The following is a 20,889-nucleotide window of genomic DNA, read 5'->3' as shown; positions in this document are numbered from 1 at the left end:
CTATAATGCCATCGTGTATTAAAAAATACCCTTCCGCAAACAATTTAAACTACCCTTGTGTTTATCACTAAGTTAACGGCTGCTCGGTATGATCCTGTCAATTGGTCCCAATGGGGCTGTTGATGCGATAAGAGATGAAAGCTAGAGCCTTTTCGTACATCCCGGGCTAACGTTTTTTTAATCAAATAACCTAAACACTATGGTAACAAACGTAAAAATGGCAGCTAGGCTTGCCACGTTGCTGCTGTTATTGGCTTTCGCAGGTAGCGCTTTTGCGCAACGAACCATCACCGGAACGGTAAAAGATGCCACCAATGGTACTACCATACCCGGCGTAAACGTTGCGGTGAAGGGTGCGCGAGGAGTAGGTGTCGCAACAACCATCGATGGAACCTTCTCCATTAAGCTTCCTGCCGGAACGCAAACTCTGGTATTCTCGTTTGTTGGCTACACCACCCAAGAGGTGGTTGTTACCAACCAAGCCAGCATCGAGGTGCTGCTACAGCCCTCGACCCAAAAGATAGACGAGGTGGTGGTAACAGCTTTGGGTATTAAGCGGCAAACTAAGGCGCTTGGATACTCGGTAACCGAGCTGAAGGGCGACGACTTAAAGACCAATAACATTAACCCTGTATCGTCGTTGCAAGGTAAGGTTGCCGGTGTCGAAATCGCCAACTCCGATGGAGGTATGTTCGGTTCTACTAAGATTCAAATACGAGGAGCTTCGACCCTGAAGGGGAACAATCAGCCAATTTACGTGGTTGATGGTGTTATCCTCGATAATGCAGTATCTAATTCGGGTGATGCCGACTGGAGCGGTGATGCTAACGACTTTGGGAATGAGCTGAAGAACTTAAACCCCGACGATTTTGAATCGGTATCGGTGCTAAAGGGTGCTGCAGCAACCGCACTATACGGGTCTAGAGGCTTGAATGGTGCCGTTGTAATTACTACCAAAAAGGGTAAAGCCATGAAGGGAGTAGGCATAACTGTATCCCAGACCTTTGGTTTTGATCATGTCTTTAATACTCCTGATTTGCAGAACGAGTATGGCCCAGGAAACTACTTTGGAAATGTTGCCTATGGCGAGAAAGATCCTGCAACGGGTGGCTATTATAAGTACGACAACGCCAACCAGTTTTACCTGAACGCATCTGGAAAGCCATCGTTAAGAGCGGTATTCTCTGTACGCCATTTTGGTCCAAACTATGCAAAGTATAGCACAAAAATGATTGAGGACTACAATGGAACAATGATACCTTATGCACCTGTAAAAGATAACTACAAGGATGCTTATAAAACAGGTTTTAACACCAATACAAACGTAGCCGTAACCGGCGGAAACGAAAAAACAACGTTCTACACATCGCTTTCGTACAAGCATGCAACCGGAACATTGCCCAAGAACTCGTTTGAGCGGGTTGCCATAATGGCAAAAGCTTCTCATATGATCTCGAACGCCGTAAAGCTGGAGGCTTCGGTTTCGTTTGCCAACTCAACCCCCAAGAATCCTCAGCCTAACCTTGGCGATTACTTCTCTCAAGGGCTATTTGGTCGCTCGTATGATACCAAACAGTACATGAAGGATTACAAGAGCGTTTATGGAGGTGTTGCGAACACTGCGTATGGCGATCCTAATGGGTACAATCCAGGGGCTGATTTGTGGTTCTCCATATACGAGAACTCCAACATGCAAAAGGAAAACAACGTAAGGCCTACGCTCTCGTTAGAAGCTGATCTTTTGAGCTGGTTAAAGTTTAAGGCCGAGGGTAACTTCAACTACTACTACATCCGTGGCGAGGTAAAACAGCTCGGACAAGGGTATCAAAACGAGGGCGGCTACTATGGGCTAAGCCAACGAACGAAGGAGCAAACCAACTTGAATGCGAACTTTTTAGTAAATAAGACCATTGGAGATTGGACTTTTGGAGGTTTCCTTCGAGGCGAATTATTTAATACGTGGAGCCAGTATATGGCTATAGGAACCTCGGGCGGGCTTGTTATTCCCGGACAGTATTTCATAGCGAATAGCAAGGAAACTCCATCGACTACAGGGTTGATTGAGAGTACAAAGCGAATGATGTCGGTAGCCTTTCAAGCAAGTGCTAGCTGGAAAAATCAGGTTTTTGTAGATATTACCGGTCGTAACGACTGGTCTTCGGCTTTGGTTTATACCAATGAAGAAGGTAACTACAGCTACTTCTATCCATCAATAAATGGATCGTGGTTGGTTAGCGAAACCTTTAAGTTCCCAGACTGGATTTCTTTCGGAAAGATTCGAGCTTCGTGGGCGCAGGTAGGTAACGATACCGATCCATACCTCATTAATCCAGGCTACAGCTTGAGCAAGTGGGCTAAGGGGGATGGCTATATATATGGTTTGTCGACACCGTCTACGGCCTATGATCCTTCTATAAAGCCAGAACGTAAAAACGCTTGGGAAATTGGCCTTGACTGGCGTTTTTTCAATAGCCGTTTGAACCTGGATGCTACCTACTATAAGGAGAATACGAAGGATCAGATTATGGAAATAAAGGTACCTTGGGTTTCAGGTATTAACTCGCAGTTTATCAACGCTGGTAATATTCAAAACTCTGGTATTGAAATAGCCTTAAACACGATACCGTTTAAGTATAACGATTGGGAGTGGAGCCTAGATTTAACCTATACCCGAAACGAGAACAAGATCATTTCGCTTCATCCCAACGTTGCCGAATATATTTCGCTATCGGGAACTGCTGATTATGGTAACTACCGTGTAGGCTCGGTTGCCAGGGTTGGAGGATCGTATGGTATTCTAATGTCGGACTATGCTCCAAAGAAGGATGGACAAGGGCGTACAATTTTCGCATGGAGAGACGATTTTCGAGTAGCCTATCCTGCTCAGAACGGTAAAGTGGAAGAGGTTGGTAAGATTACGCCAGACTTCCTAGGATCTTTATCAACGGGGCTTCGTTGGAAAGACCTTAGCCTACGAGTTTCTTTTGATGCTCGATACGGTGGCTATATAGCATCTTATGGCTCGCGTTATGGAACTGCATACGGATTGACTGAGGCTTCGTTAAAGTGGCGCGATCCGGAGCATGGAGGCATGACTTTTAAAAGCATCTGGGATGGGAAGACCTATACCGATGGTATGATTCCTAATGGAGTTTTTGCTCAGGGACAAAAGATAAATATGCCAGATGGCTCTAAAAAGGATGTAGGCGGAATGACCTATGAGGAGGCGTATAAGCAGGGCTTGGTTGATCCTGTTCATGCTTCGGCATACCACTACTGGAGTAATGCTTGGGCAACAGGTACGCTAAACGATAATTGGTATAAAAAGCTAAACTACATTGCTCTTCGCGAAATTTCGGTTGGGTACACGTTGCCTGCTAATATTTCTTCGAAGATTGGTGCTAAGAATTTGAGCCTTGCATTTTCTGCTCGTAATTTGGGCTACTTGTACAATACTATGCCGAATAACGAAAATCCAGAGTCTGTTCGTGGTACAAGATCAACGGAATTCCGTGTTCGTAATTTTAGCCCATATACAGCTAACTACACGTTTACTATTAATGCAAGCTTCTAGTAAGCAATTAAAAACATGAAAACGATGAAAGGTAAATTGACAATAGCAGTATTTGCATTAGCAGCAACCCTTTCTACCGGGTGTAAAGAGGATTTTGCTGACATAAACACGAATCCAGCAACTGTTACAGAAGGTAATGTGGTAAACTTGTTTACACAAGGATTGCAAAGCTTTGAGCCTTCTGGTTATCTGTTTTGGTTCTATAGCGCAAGCTTTACCCATCAGTGGAGTCAGGCATATGTGCCAACGTCTGGTTTTACTGACAACTTTAATGTTCATGGCGCTTTAGGCGATCAAGGCGAGCAGACGATTAGAGTAATGAGATACTATCGAGAGGTGGACAAGCTAATCTCCGAAATGGATACTGATGAAGCCAAAAAGTACGTTAGTGTTAAGAGCATGTTTTATCCTTTGATGGTTTACTTAGGCATGTTCGATTCTGACATGTTTGGAGATATGCCTTATACCGAAGCTTGTATGGCTAAGTATACAAAACCTATGCTCCTAACCCCAAAGTACGATACCATGGAGTCGTTGTACGATTTATGGTTGAGCGAGCTCAATACAGCCCTAGAAGGGTTTAAGGCAACAGGACAAGTTGCTTTGGGAAAGCAGGATTTTGTGTACAATGGAGACGTTAAGAAGTGGGCTAAGTTTACCAATTCCTTGAAGCTGAAAATTGCAGTTCGATTGCTGAATGTAAACAAAGCAAAAGCGCTTCAGATTGCAGAGGAGGCTGTAAGCAACAGTGCAGGTCTTTTAGATGGTTTGGGTGATGACTTTATTTACAACAGGGCAACCACTTCAACTGGTAATGGTGATGATCCTTACCATTTTGGCAATTCGGTATCTTCGGGTGCAGGAGCAAAGCCTGTTGTAGATATGCTAATAAAGAACCGAGATCCTCGTGTTCGTTTCTTCTACAATAAAAATGACTTCAACTCTCGCGTGGTTCAGGGATTTTTCAATGTTGGGAAACCCCTTCCAGCCTACATTGAAAGCAATGTCGTGTATACTACAGATGGTGCCGGAAAGAAGACGTTTGTTGCATGGAAAGCTCCTGGTGAGCCTTGGGTACGCTACTATGGTCTCCCAACCGATTATAATGCACGAGATAAGGAAATCTACTTTGACTACTTTGACTCTAACCGATGGAAAATTACTATTGGCGGCTCTGAAAAAACGTTCTATCCATGTTCCACTTTTCAGGAAGAGCTAGTTAGAGGGCGTGTTGACTATACCTACCCTGACGTGCCTGGTGCTCCTGTTGTTCAGGACAAGGAGGATATACCTTGGTATGGACTATTCCTATCAACAGCCGAAGTAAACCTGTATTTGGCAGAGCTAAAACTTTTGGGTGCAAATCTGCCTCAAACAGCGGAGTTCTACTATAATAAGGGTGTTGAAATGTCGGTTAAAGTATACGACAATATGGCTAAACTGAACAAGATTCCTTACTATTCGACTACGTATGATGAAAACGAGGTGACAATTGCGCTTAAAGCCGGTGAAATTGAAACCATGATGGCAAATGCAGACTATAAGCTTACAGGAACTACTGCAGAAATGCTGGAAAAGGTTTACATTCAGCAGTACTTGCATTTCATGTATCAACCCGATGATCAATTTGTAGCAGTGCGTCGTTCTGGTGTTCCAAAGAAAGGAAGCTTAATTTTACCATGGGCAGATATAGCCCCTCAAGGAAGTACATACATCCCTCGTCGTTTCGATATCTCGAGTCCAAATCCTACCGATTTGATGTATAACATTAAAATGGAGGCGGCAAGTCGGCAAGGCTTTAGCTTTGGGAAACGGGAAGAACCTAACATTCTTAACACAGAACGATTATGGCAAGATAAAACCGCTCCTAATTTTGGAGAAGGTCCAAAGTAAACGTATTAGAACCATAATTATGATGTAATTTTTAGGTACGGGAACTAAATTCCCGTACCTTTTTTTTAAAAAGATTTTTCTAATACTCTAGATACTATGTTGTATTGCTCCTATCTGCTATATATTATTGAAACAACCTTTGTACAAATTCACCTTGTGATACGCTAAATATCAACATTACTGCCAATTATTAATTTACTTTGTAGGATTAACAACTACTATTTATGAGAACACGCAAACTTTTAATTGTAATGGCATTGCTTGCTCCTTGGTGGGCGTTTTGTCAGCCGAAGCAGCCTGCAAAACTGGTAAATCCATTTATTGGAACAGGAGGCCATGGGCATACCTATCCTGGGGCAACGGCTCCTTTTGGGATGGTGCAGCTAAGCCCTGATACTCGTCTTACAGGTTGGGATGGATGTTCGGGGTATCATTATTCCGATTCCGTGGTTTATGGATTTTCGCATACGCATCTTAGCGGAGTAGGAGTATCAGATTACGGCGATATCCTTCTGATGGCAACCACTGGCAAACCAGTTCTTGCCAATAAAGATTATTCTTCCCCTTTTAAAAAGACAACGGAGAAGGCAGAACCCGGTTACTATACCGTCTTTCTTGAAAAGCCAAAGGTAAAGGTTGAGCTAACGGCGCTTCCTCGTGTGGGAATTCACCGTTATACTTTTCCTAAAAGTAATGAGGCCAACATCGTTCTTGACTTAGAGCATCGCGATGAAGTTCTTGAAACACAAATGGAGGTGGTAGGCAACCGTGAGGTAAGAGGATTTCGTCGATCCAAAGCTTGGGCTACCAACCAGATTGTTTACTTCGTTATCCAATTCTCTAAGCCTTTCGAAGGCGTTTCTTTCACCTCCGATGGCAAAATTCAGAAGATGCTTTCGGGAAATCCTCGTGTTTGCAATTTCAGGTTTAAAACCAAATCAGGAGAGCAAATCATCGCAAAGGTGGGGATTTCTGCTGTTAGCCTCGAAGGTGCAAAGGCTAACCTAAAGACCGAATTCTCGGGATGGAACTTCGATGCTGCTCGAAAAAAAACCTACGCTAGCTGGAATAAAGAACTCAGTAAAATAGAGGTTTCTGGAGGCACGCGCGATCAGGAAGTCATTTTCTATTCGGCGCTATACCACTGTATGGTAGTTCCAAACCTGTTTATGGATGTTGATGGACAGTACTTGGGTACCGATTTAAAGCCTCATAAGGCAAATGGATTTACGCCCTACACCATCTTTTCGTTATGGGATACCTTTCGCGCCTACCATCCCCTAATGACAATTATTGACACCCGTAGAACCAACGATTTTGTTAATACGTTCCTTTCTCATTACAAAAATGGAGGATTGCTACCTGTCTGGGAACTGGCTGGTAACGAAACCTTTTGCATGATTGGTTACCACTCGGTTCCAGTTATTGTTGATGCCTATATGAAGGGAATTCGCGGCTTTGATAGCAAACTTGCACTTCAGGCTATGAAGCATAGTGCTATGCAAAACCACTTCGGGTTGGAATTTTACCGAACTCTTGGCTGTGTACCTGGTGATAAGGAAACCGAAGGTGTTTCGAGAACGGTAGAATATGCCTACGACGATTGGTGCATTGGACAAATGGCAAAGGAGTTGGGCGATATAAATGGCTACAACGAGTATATGAAGAGAGCCCAATACTATAAAAACTTCTTCGATTCTGAGACTGGCTTTTTGCGCCCTAGGGTTAACGGTGGCTTTAAAATACCATTTAGCCCATCAGAAGTTGACTTTAACTACACTGAAGGGAACAGTTGGCAGTATAGTTTCTTTGTGCCTCAGGATATCAAGGGACTTGCTGCTCTTCACGGTGGAAAATATAACCTTGCCAAGAAGTTGGACGATCTTTTCACTACTCAGCTAGGATTAGTTGGACGTGAGGTGGTAGACATTACCGGGCTTATTGGACAGTATGCGCATGGAAATGAGCCTAGCCATCATATGGCCTATCTTTATAACTACGTAGGACAACCATGGAAGTCTCAGCAAAGGGCTCGTCAGATTATGGACGAGATGTACTCTGTTAATCCCGATGGCCTTATAGGCAATGAGGATTGTGGGCAGATGAGCGCATGGCTGGTAATGAGCGCAATGGGTTTCTATCCTGTTTGTCCGGGGACTACACACTACGCTATTGGTACGCCTTGGTTCCCCAAAGTTACCGTTCATCTCGAAAATGGTAAAAAGTTTACCGTTACGGCATTGAATGTTAGTAAGCAGAATTTTTATATCCAAAGCGCAATGCTTAATGGTAATGCTTATGCTAAAAGCTTTATCGACCATTCTGATATAATGAATGGAGGCGAACTTTCCTTTACTATGGGGGCAGTTCCTAATAAGCAGTGGGGTGTAGGCGAGGGCAATGAGCCTGTTACCTCTATTGCAGTGAAGGGGAAGACTACAATTCCTTACATTAAAGCAGCCGGAAAAACTTTCGCCGAAAGTTTAACGGTTGCCCTTCATGCTCCTGATGCTGGTTCGAAAATTTTGTATACCACCGATGGTCGCGATCCTCGCACTAATGGGAAACTGTATGAACAACCATTTACGATTACATCTACTACGGAGGTAAAGTTAGTGGCCGTTGCTGATGGGGATACAAGCTTTACGGTTGAGGGTAAGTTCTATCGTGTTGTTACCGATAAGGAGATCACCATCTCATCTAAGCCAAGCTCTATTTACTTTGCAGGTGGTCCAAAAGGTCTAATTGATGGGATTAGAGGTGAGAAAAACTACCGTTTAGGTGGATGGCATGGCTACCAAGGACAAGACTTTGAGGCTGTAGTAGATCTTGGCGCAGAAATGTCGATTAGCAGAATTGCTGCGGGATTGCTTCAAGATGCTCGTTCGTGGATTATGATGCCTCGCGAGGTTGAGTTCTATACCAGCAACGATGGTAAGAACTTTACGCTTGTTGCTAAAGCAAAAAGTAAAATTGCCGATCCAGAATTGGCGCCAACAGTTGAGGATATTTCTGCTAATGTAAATGCTAACGCCCGCTATGTAAAAGTTATTGCTCGTAACTATGGAAATCTGCCTAAATGGGTAGAAGGAGTAGGTAATCCGGCCTACATCTTTATTGATGAAATTGTGATTGAGTAAGTCTTGTTGAATTATTAGAATTGATAAATAATAAAAAGGGCTGTCTAGTTTTATAGACAGCCCTAAATGCAAAAACAAACTACTAGAATTTTACTAACGGGTACCGCCAGCCCACCATACTTTCTCGGTATAAACATACGAACCATCGCCGTATGCATTACGAACATTAGGATTGGTGGTTACATCGCTACTCCCGTATGTAAATCGTTGAGGAAATTGCAGGGTACTTGCAAGGGTGATTAAATCGTCTCCCATTGCTTTCAACCTTCTATAGTCATTGTAGGCCTCAATACCTTCATCTTCATATGAAGCAAGATACTTTTGGATCATGATTTCTTTTAGTGGATTAGCATCGAAACGGGCTTTTACATTATTGTTGTAGTAGGTTGTGGCATCGGTTGCCGTAAGCCCGACTTTTACAAATGCTGCTTGGATACCCTTGACAAGTTCAGTTTCAGCAGCAGCAACCTGTGAAGGGGTTGAGCGAACAAGCGCTTCTGCTTTTAGGAACTGAAGTTCGTGGTAGCTCATCAGATAGGTTGGAGCCGTTACTGATGTAAGGCCAGAATATCCGTAATAAGCTTGTCTCTGTTCCGGATTTCCATTGGGCGCAAAAATGACGGATGATTGACCCGTTGCAGGCTTGAAGAATTTTGCAGAACGAGGATCGTTCCGTTCTGTTAGCTTATCGCTAAGGCTTTTGCTTGCACCAAAGTAGTTTCTGTCTTGGAAGAAGCGTGAAAATGGATTTACAGAAGCGGAACCTGTATAGGTGTATTTAAGTTCTTCTGCTGCCCCTGTAAACGATGCATTTGCATATTCAATTACCTTATCGTACTTAGCACTTCGGAACGATAAACGCATCGTAAAGCGTGCTTTTAGAGCATTGGCCGCTTTGATCCATTTTGCTTTGTCACCTTTATAAATCAAATCCTGATTGCCAATGGAGGGGTAGGTTGTTGCCTTTCCTAAATTTAGGATAGCTTCGTCTAACAATCGGAACACCTCTGTATAGACGGCTTCCTGTTTGTCAATTCTAGGTTGATAAACTTTGCCAGGTTGAAGTGCTTCTGTTACTGGTATATCTCCCATTAAATCTGTCAACATTGCTAGGTTGTAGGCAAATAAGATTTGTGAAATACCGAGATTTACGAAATTTCCTTTTTCAGGTCCATTTTCTGAACATTGTTCAATTGAAGTCTTCAGTTCGTAAAGATTTCGATACTGTGCATTCCAACTGTTGTTGTAGGTGGTGGCGCTAGCTGGATCTACTAACCGTTTCTCCGCATTATACATCTGCCCCCAAATGCCAACGTTTAGTTCCATATAAACGGACGAGTAGAAGGCATAGTCGGAGCCTGTTATGCTGAATGCTGTAGACGTCATTACATCGGTAAGAATAAATCTGCTTTCAACCTTTTTGGGGTTGTTTGGATTATTGTTGATCGTATCCATAGCATCTTCGGAGCAGCCAAAGAGTATAGATAATAGCATGATCAGTGAGTATAACTTAATTGTTTTCATTCTTCTTCTCATTTTGAAAATTAAAAAACAAAGTTGAGTCCCATACCAAAGCTCATAGACTGTGGCGTTGTAAAGCGTTCGAAAGCACCTCCCATATTGGTGTTACCTTGAGTTGCTTCTGGATCAAAGTTTGGTAGATTAGTCCAAATTAGGATGTTGCGTGCAAATCCAGTCACATTGATATCGATACCCTTGATCTTTGGTAAACGGTACGAAAGGGTCAATTCTCTTAACTTTACGTATGAATTGTTGAAAATGAACGCTTCATCAATGTTTCCTAAAGTATTTGCATATAGATTGTAGTATGCTGCTTGGTCGGTGGAACCTCCGCGTTGAATGTCGTTAGGGGTACCATCGGCTTTAAATCCAGGATAAACAAACACAGAAGTACGATCTTCAGTTGACTTTGCTAGACCATAAGTATAGCTTAAAAGACCATTTGTGCCATGATACATTTGTCCACCTTTTTTCCAATCAATTGTTGATGAGATGGTTATTCTTTTGTATCTTAAAGTGGTGGATGCCCCAAGTGTAAAGTCTGGGGCAGCCGACCCTATTACATCTGGCTTACCCTGCATTGGGAAACCGTAATATGGGTTGGCAACACCGTTTATCGTAGCTCTTTCGTCTACCAAAATTCGTCCTTGAGCATCTTTCTTAAAAGAGGAACCGTATATTACAGGGAACTTTGAACCTACACCAGCTCGTACTTGAGGTGTTGTAAATCCGCCTAGGAAGATACTTTCAACACCTTCTGCTAGTTCCTTTACATAGTTGTCCATCTTTGTGAAGTTAACGTTAATAGACCATTCAAGGTCTTTTTGGCGAATAGGGTTAATGCTTACGACAACTTCATGTGCGTTGGTGTAGATTGCTCCTCCGTTCATAGTAAGAGCTGATGCTCCTGTCGAACCGGCAAGAGGAACGTCGAAAATCTGATCCTTAACATCCTGTCTTGAGAAGGTGTAGTCAATACCAAACAGGTTGTTGAAGAATCTCAAATCTGCACCAACCTCAAACGATACTGTATTTTGAGGTTTTAAGTTTGGATCGTACTGAGTAGTGTTAGGAATATATGCTGTAACTCCTGATAGCGGATATTGGATTGGATTCCCAGTCCAGAAACCACCACTGTAGGATGGAGTAACATAGTAGTTCTCGTAATAACGTCCTGCTTGTCCTACCTCTGCATATGAAGCACGTAACTTCGCAAATGATAGAATGCTGTTGCCCTTTAGGGCCTCTAGTTCTGTAAGGACAAAGCCGAGGGATACAGAGGGATAGAAGAATGTTCTATTTCCTCTAGGCATCGTCGATACAACGTCTTGTCTACCGGTAGCGTTGAGGTATATAAGGTCGCGATACGATAGAGAAAGGTTTCCGAAAAATCCCACAGTCCTACTACGCGATTGGTTTTCTGAAGTATTCTTTATTGTTGCATTGTTTATATGAGCCCATCCTCCGAAATTGAAGTTAGATCCGGATTCGCTGTAGGTCTTGTTGTTCTCCTGATTTATTTCATTACCAAGAAGTAAGTTAAACTTGATATCTTTGGTAATATTCATATCGAAGGTAACCGTGAGTAGCGAGTTGTAAGTAGTTGCTGTTATTCCATAGTTGTTTATAGATCCTAGGGTGTTCTTGCTCTTATACTCATTGATATCTTGGAAGTGAGTAGAGTATGAATCCATCCCTAACTGGTACTTGAAATTCAACTTCTTATCACTATCTCCAAAAATATTTGGGGAATATTCAACAAAACTATTTCCATAGAATCGGTTGGTCTTTTCGTCAAATTTGTTATTGTTAATAGCCCAGTAAGGGTTGTTAAAGTTGGTGGCCCTATAAAGGATTTGGTAGTATGGATCGGTAGGCGATGCGTATGGAATCCCCTTTAAGTTATAGTTTCTAGGAGCTGAAAATACTGTTGCTACTAAACCATCATTTGCACCAGGAGCCTTCATTATATATGTTTGGGCATAGTTAGTAGAGAATCCCGTCTTCCAAGAATTTGCTACCTTAATTTCTGCTGCTGCTTTTGCAGTGTAGCGATCCATGGAGGTGCTAGGTACAATGCCTTCTTGAGTCGTGTTACTTACGCCAAAAGAGTAGTTGCCCTTTTCCATGGCTTGACTGATGTTAAATGAATTGTTGAGCGTATACCCAGTTTTAAAGAAATCATCGACATTGTTGTATACTTGAGGAGTAACCCAACGGTCGGCTTCTTCATAACCCGCATCTTTTAGTTGAGGCACGTAGTATTTCCCAGGATACTTAGAGGCATTGTTACCATTGTTTGCATTAGCTACGTTACCTCCGTATGTTTTGTCATTAGGAAGGTCTGCAATTTTTGGTCCCCAGTTAGTTGAAGCGTATGGGTTAAAAGAGTAGCCACCACCAGCAGCAGGTGCACCTTGAGCCCATGTCGACTGCATTTCAGGCTTTCTCGATATGAGGTCGGCGCTGTAGTTGGTTGAGAATGTTATAACTGCTTTAGATCCTTTTACATTCTTACCGCTTTTTGTGGTAATTATAACAACGCCATTAGATGCTCGAATACCATAAAGCGCAGCAGCGGCTTGGCCTTTTAAAACATTGATACTCTCAATGTCATTAGGATCAATATCAACTGCTCGGTTGGCAACGTCTGTTCCTGTTACACTATTTCCTGTGCTGTAGTCTGCATTTGATGCGATTGGCATTCCATCAATAATGTAAAGAGGTGCGTTGTTGCCTGTAAACGAACGTGCACCACGGATAGTAATGTTTGTTGAGGCCCCTGGCATACCGCTCGAAGGTTTGATTTCAACACCGGCAAGTTTGCCTTGCAGTGCAGTTCCTACGGCGCTGCTCCCTGCCCGGGTAATGGCTTCCGCTTTGATATCCTGTACGGCATATCCTAATGCCTTGCGGTCGCGTTTCATTCCCATTGCAGTAACCACAACCTCATCAATTTTTTGGGTCTCAGGAACGAGGGTTACGCTAATTTCACCCTCTCTAATGTTGACCTCTTGGGTTTGGAAGCCAACAAATCGAAAAACTAGGGTTTTGGCGTTTGCTGGAATATTCTTTAAGGTAAACTGACCATCAATATTGGTTGTTGTACCAATACTTGAAGCTTCCTTAACGAATACGCTTACACCAGGAATTGGGCTTTTGTCCTCGGAAGAGAACACCCTACCAGTTACCTGTTTAGGTTGAGCGTACGTTGCACCAACACAAACAAGTACCATCACAAGTAACGAAAGAAATCGCCTCATAATTAGTTTTTTTGCAGTTAGAAATTCGTTGCAAGAATTGATTCGGATACCCTTTATTATCCTTTGCCATTTGAAAGTCGCTATAATGCGCTTTAATTAACCCTCTGCTGACTCTGGAATAATGAATTATTGCTATCCGATACTCTTGCTAACAGAGGTGGGGCTAACATTGTTTAGCAGAGGGAATATATTTTTTAATAACCTGTAAAGAATATAAAAGTTTGCGACGACAGGAACTCTTTTATCCTAGTCTTTTTTGAGGTGAGGAAAGAGTTGTTTGTTGTTAGGAGTGAGCGAATAAACGAAATAATAGAAGAGGAATGCAAGCCTAAATAGATAACCTTACATGTGTATATATAAATCAAAAGCGACAAAGCTATCCCCAAACTTTTTTGTAGAAATCCTTTAGCGAGTTTACCGAGTCGGCTAATATGGTAAGTTTATCACCTGGACGAATGCGGGTAAAGCCATCGGGGATAAAGATGTTGCCATCGCGATGGAGCATTGATATGGTAATGCCTTCGGGAAGCACAAGTTCTACCAGCGTTTTACCCACGCATCGGTATTCTGGAAGTACATCCAGCTCTATAATAATGGATTTTACTTTATTGGCGAGCTCGATATCTACGGTTGACTTTTTTCGGATGTGCATTGGCACGTTTAATCGTAATCTTTTTGCAATATACGGGATGGTAGTCCCTTTTATTAGCACGGAGGTTAGCGAGATGAAGAAAACAAGGTTGAAGATGAGCTTTCCCTTCTCGACTCCTGCATCTAGCGCATATATCGAAAGAATAATTGGAACGGCACCACGTAGGCCAACCCAGGATATAAAGATCTTAGAGCGCGTTGTGAACTGCGATTTTGCTAAGCAGGTAAAGACGGCAATAGGTCGTGCAACCAGAATGATAAAGGCCGATAGCAGTAGGCCAATGCCTACGAGAGGGAGCAGATCTGACGGGTTTACCAGTAGCCCAAGCGTTAGGAACATGATGATTTGCATCATCCAAGCTTGACCGTCGAAATGTTTTATGAGGCTGCGCTTGTGGACAAACTCGTGGTTGCCAAGAATAATGGCGGCAAGATAAACCGAAAGAAAGCCGTTGCCTCCCAAAAAGTCGGATAGCCCAAATACGAGTAGCGATAGGCTTAGCAGCAGCACTGCGTAAAGCCCATCGAAGTTAAGGTTGATGCGGTTGATGATCTTTATAATGGCAAACCCCATCGCTACACCAATAATGCTTCCTAGCGTAAACTGCTTAAAAAAGAACCAAATGTAGCCACCAATGTTGGTGTCGGGCTGCTTAATAAGCATAATGAAGATAATGGTAAGCAGGTAGGCCATCGGATCGTTGCTGCCGCTTTCGAACTCGAGCAAAGGTCGAATGTTGTTCTTCAATCCCATACTTTTCGAGCGCAAAATGGTAAACACGGAAGCCGCATCGGTAGACGAGATTATGGCGCCAAGCAGCAGCCCTTCCTTGATGTTGAGCTCTGTGGTATAGGCTATAAAAAGGCCGGTAAGAATGGCTGTTATAACCACTCCCAGTGTTGATAGCAGGATTCCCCGTTTGGCAATAGGACGGATATCTGTATATCGGGTGTCCAAACCTCCCGAAAATAGAATAAGCACAAGCGCAAGCGTTCCAATAAACTTTGATATTTGGGTATTGTAGAAGTTTATGCCCCCTGGGCCATCAATACCGGCAAGCATTCCTACCAGCATAAAGAGAATTACGGCGGGGATGCCATATTTGCTTGTTTTACTAAGAAAGATGCTCAGCACCAGTAGCGCAGAGCCAACTAAAAGAAGGTTGTTTAAGGTAAATTCCATCGGGTTTACATTCGCTAGTCGCCAATATAGAAAAAATGGAGCAATTTTTTTTGCGCTAGGCGCATTTTATCTGGTGGGCAAAGGGTAATGGCGCTTATTAGGCTGTCAAGATGAGGTGCCTTTTTCATTTATGAGACCTAATCAGGAATGCTCTTAGGAGCACATTGCTGTTGCTTTAATGGCTATGATTTGATACCTCCGTAGTGGTACGGAAGGTGTTTTAGGTGCCGATTAATGCTTCTGTAGTATTGTAAAAGGATGGCTACCGAGGTGAACCATCCTTTTTAGTACTAATTGTTATGTGTATCGGTCATTTTTTTAGCTTGGTAGAGACTTTTCTTACCGCTGAGGCCTGGAAGAATCCTACAGCACCGTTGGTAATATTTCCGGTGATGGCTGAGCCTGGAGGAGGAAAGAATGGTAGCGGTTCGCTTGTGGCATTCTCAGCAGCATCAATAAAGTCGTGGTACTCCTTGCTGATGGAGTAGGAGTATACGGTGATGTTGTCGCCAACACTACCCTCAACATCGCCAAATGCCATAATATCCTCAAAGTTCTTCCCGTTGGTAAGCTTATCGCTGTAGGTCGACCACTTATCTAACGTATCGATCATTTGTCCATTTCGGGCATACTTAAAAAGGATGTAGTCGCCCTTTTCGGGGTTATCGGTAAAGGTAAGCCGTATCTCGAAGTAGTCTGCGTTAAACTCGTGCGTTTTGGTGGATGCGGCATCCATTACCTGTGCAGGATTCATCTTCGACGATGCCTTGTATACTTGGCCATCTACGGTAATGGTAAGGTTGTAGGTTTTGCTTACTTGGCCGATAAACCCATCGGGAGCAAAGTACCTGCCCGGCTCTTTTTGGGTAAAAGGTACTACTTGATTATCGACATTAACTACAACAGTGGCGTTTTCGACAGCCTGAGCCTTTACCTGCTTAAGGTAGCTAACCGTACGCGTTAGCTCTATTACCTGAGGTTCGTTTTGGTCGGTAATCATTCCCTCTACCACCAGCAGGTTCTTGTTTTGGGCGTTGAGGTCGAGGTCGAACTCCTTCTTGCAGCTGGCAAAGAGGGAGGCTATGGCTATTAGTATTGTAAGCTTACGCATGGCTGTTAGAACTTAAAGTTATAGGTTATAGATGGAATAATTGGGAACATAACCATCTTGTAGGTTTTGATCTTTGACTGATCCTTTTCGTCGGTCTCGAAGTAAACCGAGTAGGCATTGCCGCGGTTGTAGACGTTGTATACGGCAAAGTTCCATTCGCTTTCCCAACGACGACCCGGTTTGCGCTTATTCTTTAGGGTAAGCGATAGGTCGAGGCGGTGGTAGTCGGGTAGGCGCGAGGCATTCTTTTCGCCGTAAATGGGAAGGTTCATATTCCCATGGCTAAAGCGCATGGTGGGGTAGGTGATGGGCGTGCCGCTGTAGTACACCCACGACGAGGTTAGCTCGGCGCGCTGGGTAAGCTTGTAGGTAAGCGTTACGTTCAGGTTGTTGGGGTGGTCGTAGTTGGCGTTGTACTTTCTCCCATTGTTGATATCCGGAAATTTACGGGTGGCCTTCGAAAGGGTATAGCTAATCCATCCGGTAAGCTTTCCGCTGTTCTTACGGGCAAACAGTTCGACTCCGTACGACTGAGCTTTGCCAAAGCGAAGCTCTTTTTCGAGCTGGTTGTTCATCAGCAGGTCGGCGTTATCCTTAAAGTCGATTTGGTGGTCCATCCACTTGTAGAATCCTTCTACCGACACCTCGTAGGTGTTGTCGTCGAAATTCCTGAAGTACCCTAGTCCAACCTGATCGGAAACCTGCGGCTCTACGTAGTCCGACGAGGGAAACCAAACATCCAGCGGAGATCCAGCAGCCGAGTTCGAGGCCAGCTGCAGGTACTGATGGGTACGGCTGTAGGCGGCTTTTATCGATGCGGTTTCGTTGAGGCGGTAGTTGGCGCTGAAGCGGGGCTCTAGCCCGTACGAGGAGTGGTAGATGTTGTTCGTTTTATGCGAAACGGTATCGGTTACCTCGAAGGTTTTCCTGTCAATGGTGTAGGTTGTACCTCCCATGTTGTGGAACGACGATAGGCGTAGCCCGTAGTTAAGGGTCAACCGTTGTCCTACCTTCTGCTCGTTGAGCAGGTAAATGGCATTCTCTATGGCTCGGCTGTCGGATGTTTCAAAGTCGCTCCTTTTGCCATCTACCTTAAACTTGCCGGGCTGAATGTAGTGCAGCGTGCTAGACAAGCCGAACTTAATGGTGTTCTTAGCACCTTGGTAGAGCGAGAAGTCGTACTTCAGCCCAACATCTTCGAGGTTGGAGCGCCATTTGAAGCTGGGTTTGGCGTTAGAGTTGCCAAGCTTGTACTGGTAGTTGGAGTAGATGAGGGTGAGGTTCGAGAAGAGCTTGCTGGTAAAGGTATGGTTCCATCGGGTGGTTACCGTAGCGTTACCCCAGCTAAACGAGAAGTCGTCGCCAAAGCCCGTTAAGTCGCGTCCAAAGTAGGCCGAAACGAATATGCGGTTGTTCGGGTTGATATCGTAGTTGGCCTTGGCGTTCACATCGTAGAAGTAGAGCCTGTTCTTGCGCATCATCGAGTCGCTGGATAGCTTTAGGAACATATCGGCATACGTTCTACGGGCCGATACGATGAACGATCCCTTATCCTTTTTTATGGGGCCCTCTACCGTAAGGCGGCTGGAGATAAGGCCAATGCCTCCGTTGGCATGGTACTCCTTTCGGTTGCCATCCTTCATGCGGATATCCAGCAGCGACGATAGCCTACCTCCGTTGGTAGCCGGAATATCACCCTTGTAGAGCGTTGCATCCTTAATGGCATCGGAGTTGAACACCGAGAAGAAGCCCATTAGGTGCGAGGCGTTGTATACGGGGGCTTCGTCGAGCAGAATGAGGTTCTGGTCGGATGATCCTCCGCGAACGGAGAAACCGCTCGACCCCTCGCTGGCGGTTTGCACGCCCGGCATCAGCTGTATGGATTTCATGATGTCCGATTCGCCCATCAGCACGGGAAGCGTGTTGAGCTTGCGGGGATCGAGCTTGGCCATGCCCATCTGGGTGCGGCTAATGTTTTCGTCCTTGCGGGTGCTGGTTATCACCACCTGCTCCATTTGGACGTTCTCGTTCTCCAGCTCTTCGCTGAGGATGGTATTGGCGGTAAGCTTTACCTGCTTTTCCACCTTGTTGTAGCCCACAAAGGTGATGGCTACCGTGTACTCGCCTTTGGGGAGCGTGATGGAGTAGAATCCGTAGGGGTTGGTAACAACGCCCTGCTTGGTTTCCTTGATAAAAACGGTTGCTCCGATGAGCGTTTCGCCGCTCTTCTTGTCCTTCAGATAGCCGCTCAGCGTGTAGCGGCCTTGAGCGCTTAGCTGCAGGGTGGTTGCAATTAGCAGCAGTAAAAAGATGTTCCTAATGTAAAACATGGGTTTGGTTTAAATAAGTAATGCGTTGCAAAGTTGGCTGTTCTAAAGCCCTATCCCAACAAAATATCGACGAATGGCAGAAATATGGCGATAAGCCGACTGCCTGTTGCTTCTTGTTGTCATATTTGGGCTTTCTGTGAGCATAGAGGGGGGGCTGTGCGCTTTGTACTCGGGTGCGTGGTTGAAAAGATGTTAATAGAGAGAAAAAGTTTCGCAGCATTGATGTAGGAAGAGTAGAGCCCTTAAAGAAACCATAGGCTGTTGCACCCCTGCAATTGCGTCACCAGAGTTCGGCGAGTCACTTACACCCCTGTAATTGCGTCACCGAAGTTCGGCGAGTCACTTACACCCCTGTAATTGCGTCACCGGAGTTCGGCGAGTCACTTACACCCCTGTAATTGCGTCACCGAAGTTCGGCGAGTCCCTTACACCCCTGTAATTGGTCCGCCAGAGTTCGGCGAGTCACTTACACCCCTGTAATTGCGTCACCGGAGTTCGGCGAGTCCCTTACACCCCTGTAATTGGTCCGCCAGAGTTCGGTGAGTCCCTTACACCCCTGTAGTTGGTTCTCCCATTTTCAGGAAAATACAATTCCTCTACGGTATCGGTTTTCGAAAATTTTATGGATTGAGGTTCTCTGGTGTTGCTCAAATCGTTGTTTTTCACCTCGTACTTCTTACATTATAATTCCTATCTTTCGGCACAAAAGAATTCAACGTTTCAAATGGCTAACTTTAAGCAGGATTTACGTGGTGTAAAGGCTTTTGCCTTTGATATTGACGGTGTTTTTACCGATGGTTCGGTGTTCATCCATCCCAGCGGGGAGATGCTCCGGACGCAAAATGTTAAAGACGGCTATGCCGTTCAGCTTGCCGTAAAGCTGGGATTTCCGGTGGCCGTTATCTCGGGTGGACGAGGCGATTCTATGCGCCCTCGGTTCAACAGCCTAGGGGTAACCGACATTTACCTTGGCTCGCACGATAAGGTTGACGATTTTATGGATTTCTGCTTTAAGTACGATTTGAAGCCCGAAGAGGTGCTCTTCATGGGCGACGATATTCCGGACATGGCGGTAATGCAAAAGGCCGGAATGCCTACCTGTCCTGCCGATGCGGCTCCCGAGGTAAAGGCAATTGCCCGTTACATCTCCGACCGTAAGGGTGGGGAGGGATGTGTTCGCGATGTCATCGAGCAGGTCCTTCGTTTAAACGATAAGTGGCTAACCAATACTACTCGCAATGTACAATCTCTTTAAGCTCGTACGGCTGAACAACCTGGTGATGATTGCCATCACCCAGTACCTCGTTCGCTTTTGCATAATTGCCCCGATACTTACCATTAAAGGGCTGTCGCTACAGATGTCGGAGTTTTGGTTCGCTATGCTGGTGCTGGCCACCGTTCTGCTGGCTGCTGGCGGTTACGCTATAAACGACTACTTCGATACCAAGACTGATTCCATTAATCGTCCTAATCGGGTGCTGGTGGGCAAGGCCTTTACTCGGCAGTTTGCCATAAAGCTGCATTTTGTGCTAAGCACCATAGGCTCGCTATTGGGTATTGCTGCTTCTTTTTACGTGGGGGTATGGCAGTATGCGCTCATATTTCCGCTGGTAGGGGGGCTGCTTTGGCTTTACTCTACCACCTACAAGGCGCAGCTGCTGGTTGGTAATCTCATCATTTCGTTGATGGCCGCAATGGTTCCGCTTATTGTGCTCATGTTCGAGGTGGCACGAATTACCAAAACCATTCTTCCCGTACTGCAGCAAAATCAGATAACCCTTAATGCAATAGCCTACTGGGTTGTTGGGTTTTCCTTCTTTGCGTTTATCACAACCTTTATTCGCGAGGTGGTTAAGGATATGGAAGATTTCGATGGCGATGCGGAGACCGGCCGAAATACCATTCCCGTAGCTTTTGGAATGACGGCTGCTAAGGTCGTTGCATGCATTGCTGCTGCTGTTGAGGTTGCCGCTATTTACGGAATTTACTTCGGATACCTTTCCGTGCTTCCTACGGGGGAGGTAGACTGGCTCTCGCTCTCGTACATTACCCTTACAATTGCCATCCCTTTTGCTATTCTTCTTTTTAGGATTGTAAAGGCAAAGGCTCCTTCCCACTATAGGCTCACAAGCTTGCTGATAAAGCTTATAATGCTTGCCGGAGTTTTTTATACGGTGATATTTTACGTTGTGCTAAGCAACGTTTACCAGCTTAGCTAATTTG

The 20,889-nt window shown here is 44.6% G+C and carries 10 protein-coding genes; 5 read left to right on the top strand and 5 right to left on the bottom strand.

Translation table 11 applies throughout. The annotated features are described in order from the left end of the window. Positions 1–199 precede the first annotated feature (199 nt). From CLV25_RS11705 to CLV25_RS11695, 3 genes are all read left to right on the top strand, one after another. A complete protein-coding gene (locus CLV25_RS11705; RefSeq protein ID WP_131839841.1) occupies positions 200–3,574 on the top strand; it encodes a SusC/RagA family TonB-linked outer membrane protein in 3,375 nt (1,124 codons plus the stop codon). A 24-nt stretch (positions 3,575–3,598) separates the two neighbouring features. Then, positions 3,599–5,467, top strand: a complete 1,869-nt coding sequence (locus tag CLV25_RS11700; RefSeq protein WP_131839840.1) for a SusD/RagB family nutrient-binding outer membrane lipoprotein — start codon at positions 3,599–3,601, stop codon at positions 5,465–5,467. Between the two features lie 224 nt (positions 5,468–5,691). Further along, positions 5,692–8,607 (top strand): GH92 family glycosyl hydrolase, encoded by a 2,916-nt coding sequence (locus CLV25_RS11695; RefSeq protein ID WP_207895661.1) that lies wholly within the window; start codon positions 5,692–5,694, stop codon positions 8,605–8,607. Positions 8,608–8,700: 93 nt separating this feature from the next. Here the strand turns inward: CLV25_RS11695 and CLV25_RS11690 are convergent, their stop codons facing one another. The 5 genes from CLV25_RS11690 to CLV25_RS11670 form a co-directional block, all read right to left on the bottom strand. Continuing rightward, the gene (locus CLV25_RS11690) at positions 8,701–10,131 is read right to left on the bottom strand and encodes a SusD/RagB family nutrient-binding outer membrane lipoprotein (protein ID WP_131839839.1); all 1,431 of its coding nucleotides are present in this window, start codon (positions 10,129–10,131) and stop codon (positions 8,701–8,703) included. A 20-nt stretch (positions 10,132–10,151) separates the two neighbouring features. Then, positions 10,152–13,394, bottom strand: coding sequence for a SusC/RagA family TonB-linked outer membrane protein (locus tag CLV25_RS11685; RefSeq protein WP_243649630.1), 3,243 nt, complete (start codon positions 13,392–13,394; stop codon positions 10,152–10,154). 373 nt (positions 13,395–13,767) lie between these two features. Then, positions 13,768–15,225 carry a potassium/proton antiporter gene (locus tag CLV25_RS11680; protein ID WP_131839837.1) on the bottom strand — a complete coding sequence of 486 codons (1,458 nt, stop codon included), beginning with the start codon at positions 15,223–15,225 and terminating at the stop codon, positions 13,768–13,770. Positions 15,226–15,535: 310 nt separating this feature from the next. Next, the gene (locus tag CLV25_RS11675) at positions 15,536–16,336 is read right to left on the bottom strand and encodes a DUF4249 domain-containing protein (RefSeq protein ID WP_131839836.1); all 801 of its coding nucleotides are present in this window, start codon (positions 16,334–16,336) and stop codon (positions 15,536–15,538) included. Positions 16,337–16,341: 5 nt separating this feature from the next. Continuing rightward, positions 16,342–18,666 carry a TonB-dependent receptor gene (locus CLV25_RS11670; protein ID WP_131839835.1) on the bottom strand — a complete coding sequence of 775 codons (2,325 nt, stop codon included), beginning with the start codon at positions 18,664–18,666 and terminating at the stop codon, positions 16,342–16,344. 724 nt (positions 18,667–19,390) lie between these two features. Between CLV25_RS11670 and CLV25_RS11665 the strand changes: the two genes are divergently transcribed. Continuing rightward, positions 19,391–19,921, top strand: coding sequence for a KdsC family phosphatase (locus CLV25_RS11665; RefSeq protein WP_131839834.1), 531 nt, complete (start codon positions 19,391–19,393; stop codon positions 19,919–19,921). Continuing rightward, a complete protein-coding gene (locus tag CLV25_RS11660) occupies positions 19,905–20,885 on the top strand; it encodes a geranylgeranylglycerol-phosphate geranylgeranyltransferase (protein ID WP_131839833.1) in 981 nt (326 codons plus the stop codon). The genes CLV25_RS11665 and CLV25_RS11660 overlap by 17 nt, the downstream gene beginning before the upstream one ends. The last annotated feature ends 4 nt before the right edge of the window (positions 20,886–20,889 follow it).

Origin of the sequence: Acetobacteroides hydrogenigenes, assembly GCF_004340205.1 — a bacterium.
Lineage (GTDB): Bacteria > Bacteroidota > Bacteroidia > Bacteroidales > ZOR0009 > Acetobacteroides > Acetobacteroides hydrogenigenes.
The sequence above is the reverse complement of the archived record's forward strand: the minus strand, read 5'-3'. Positions and strand labels throughout refer to the sequence as shown.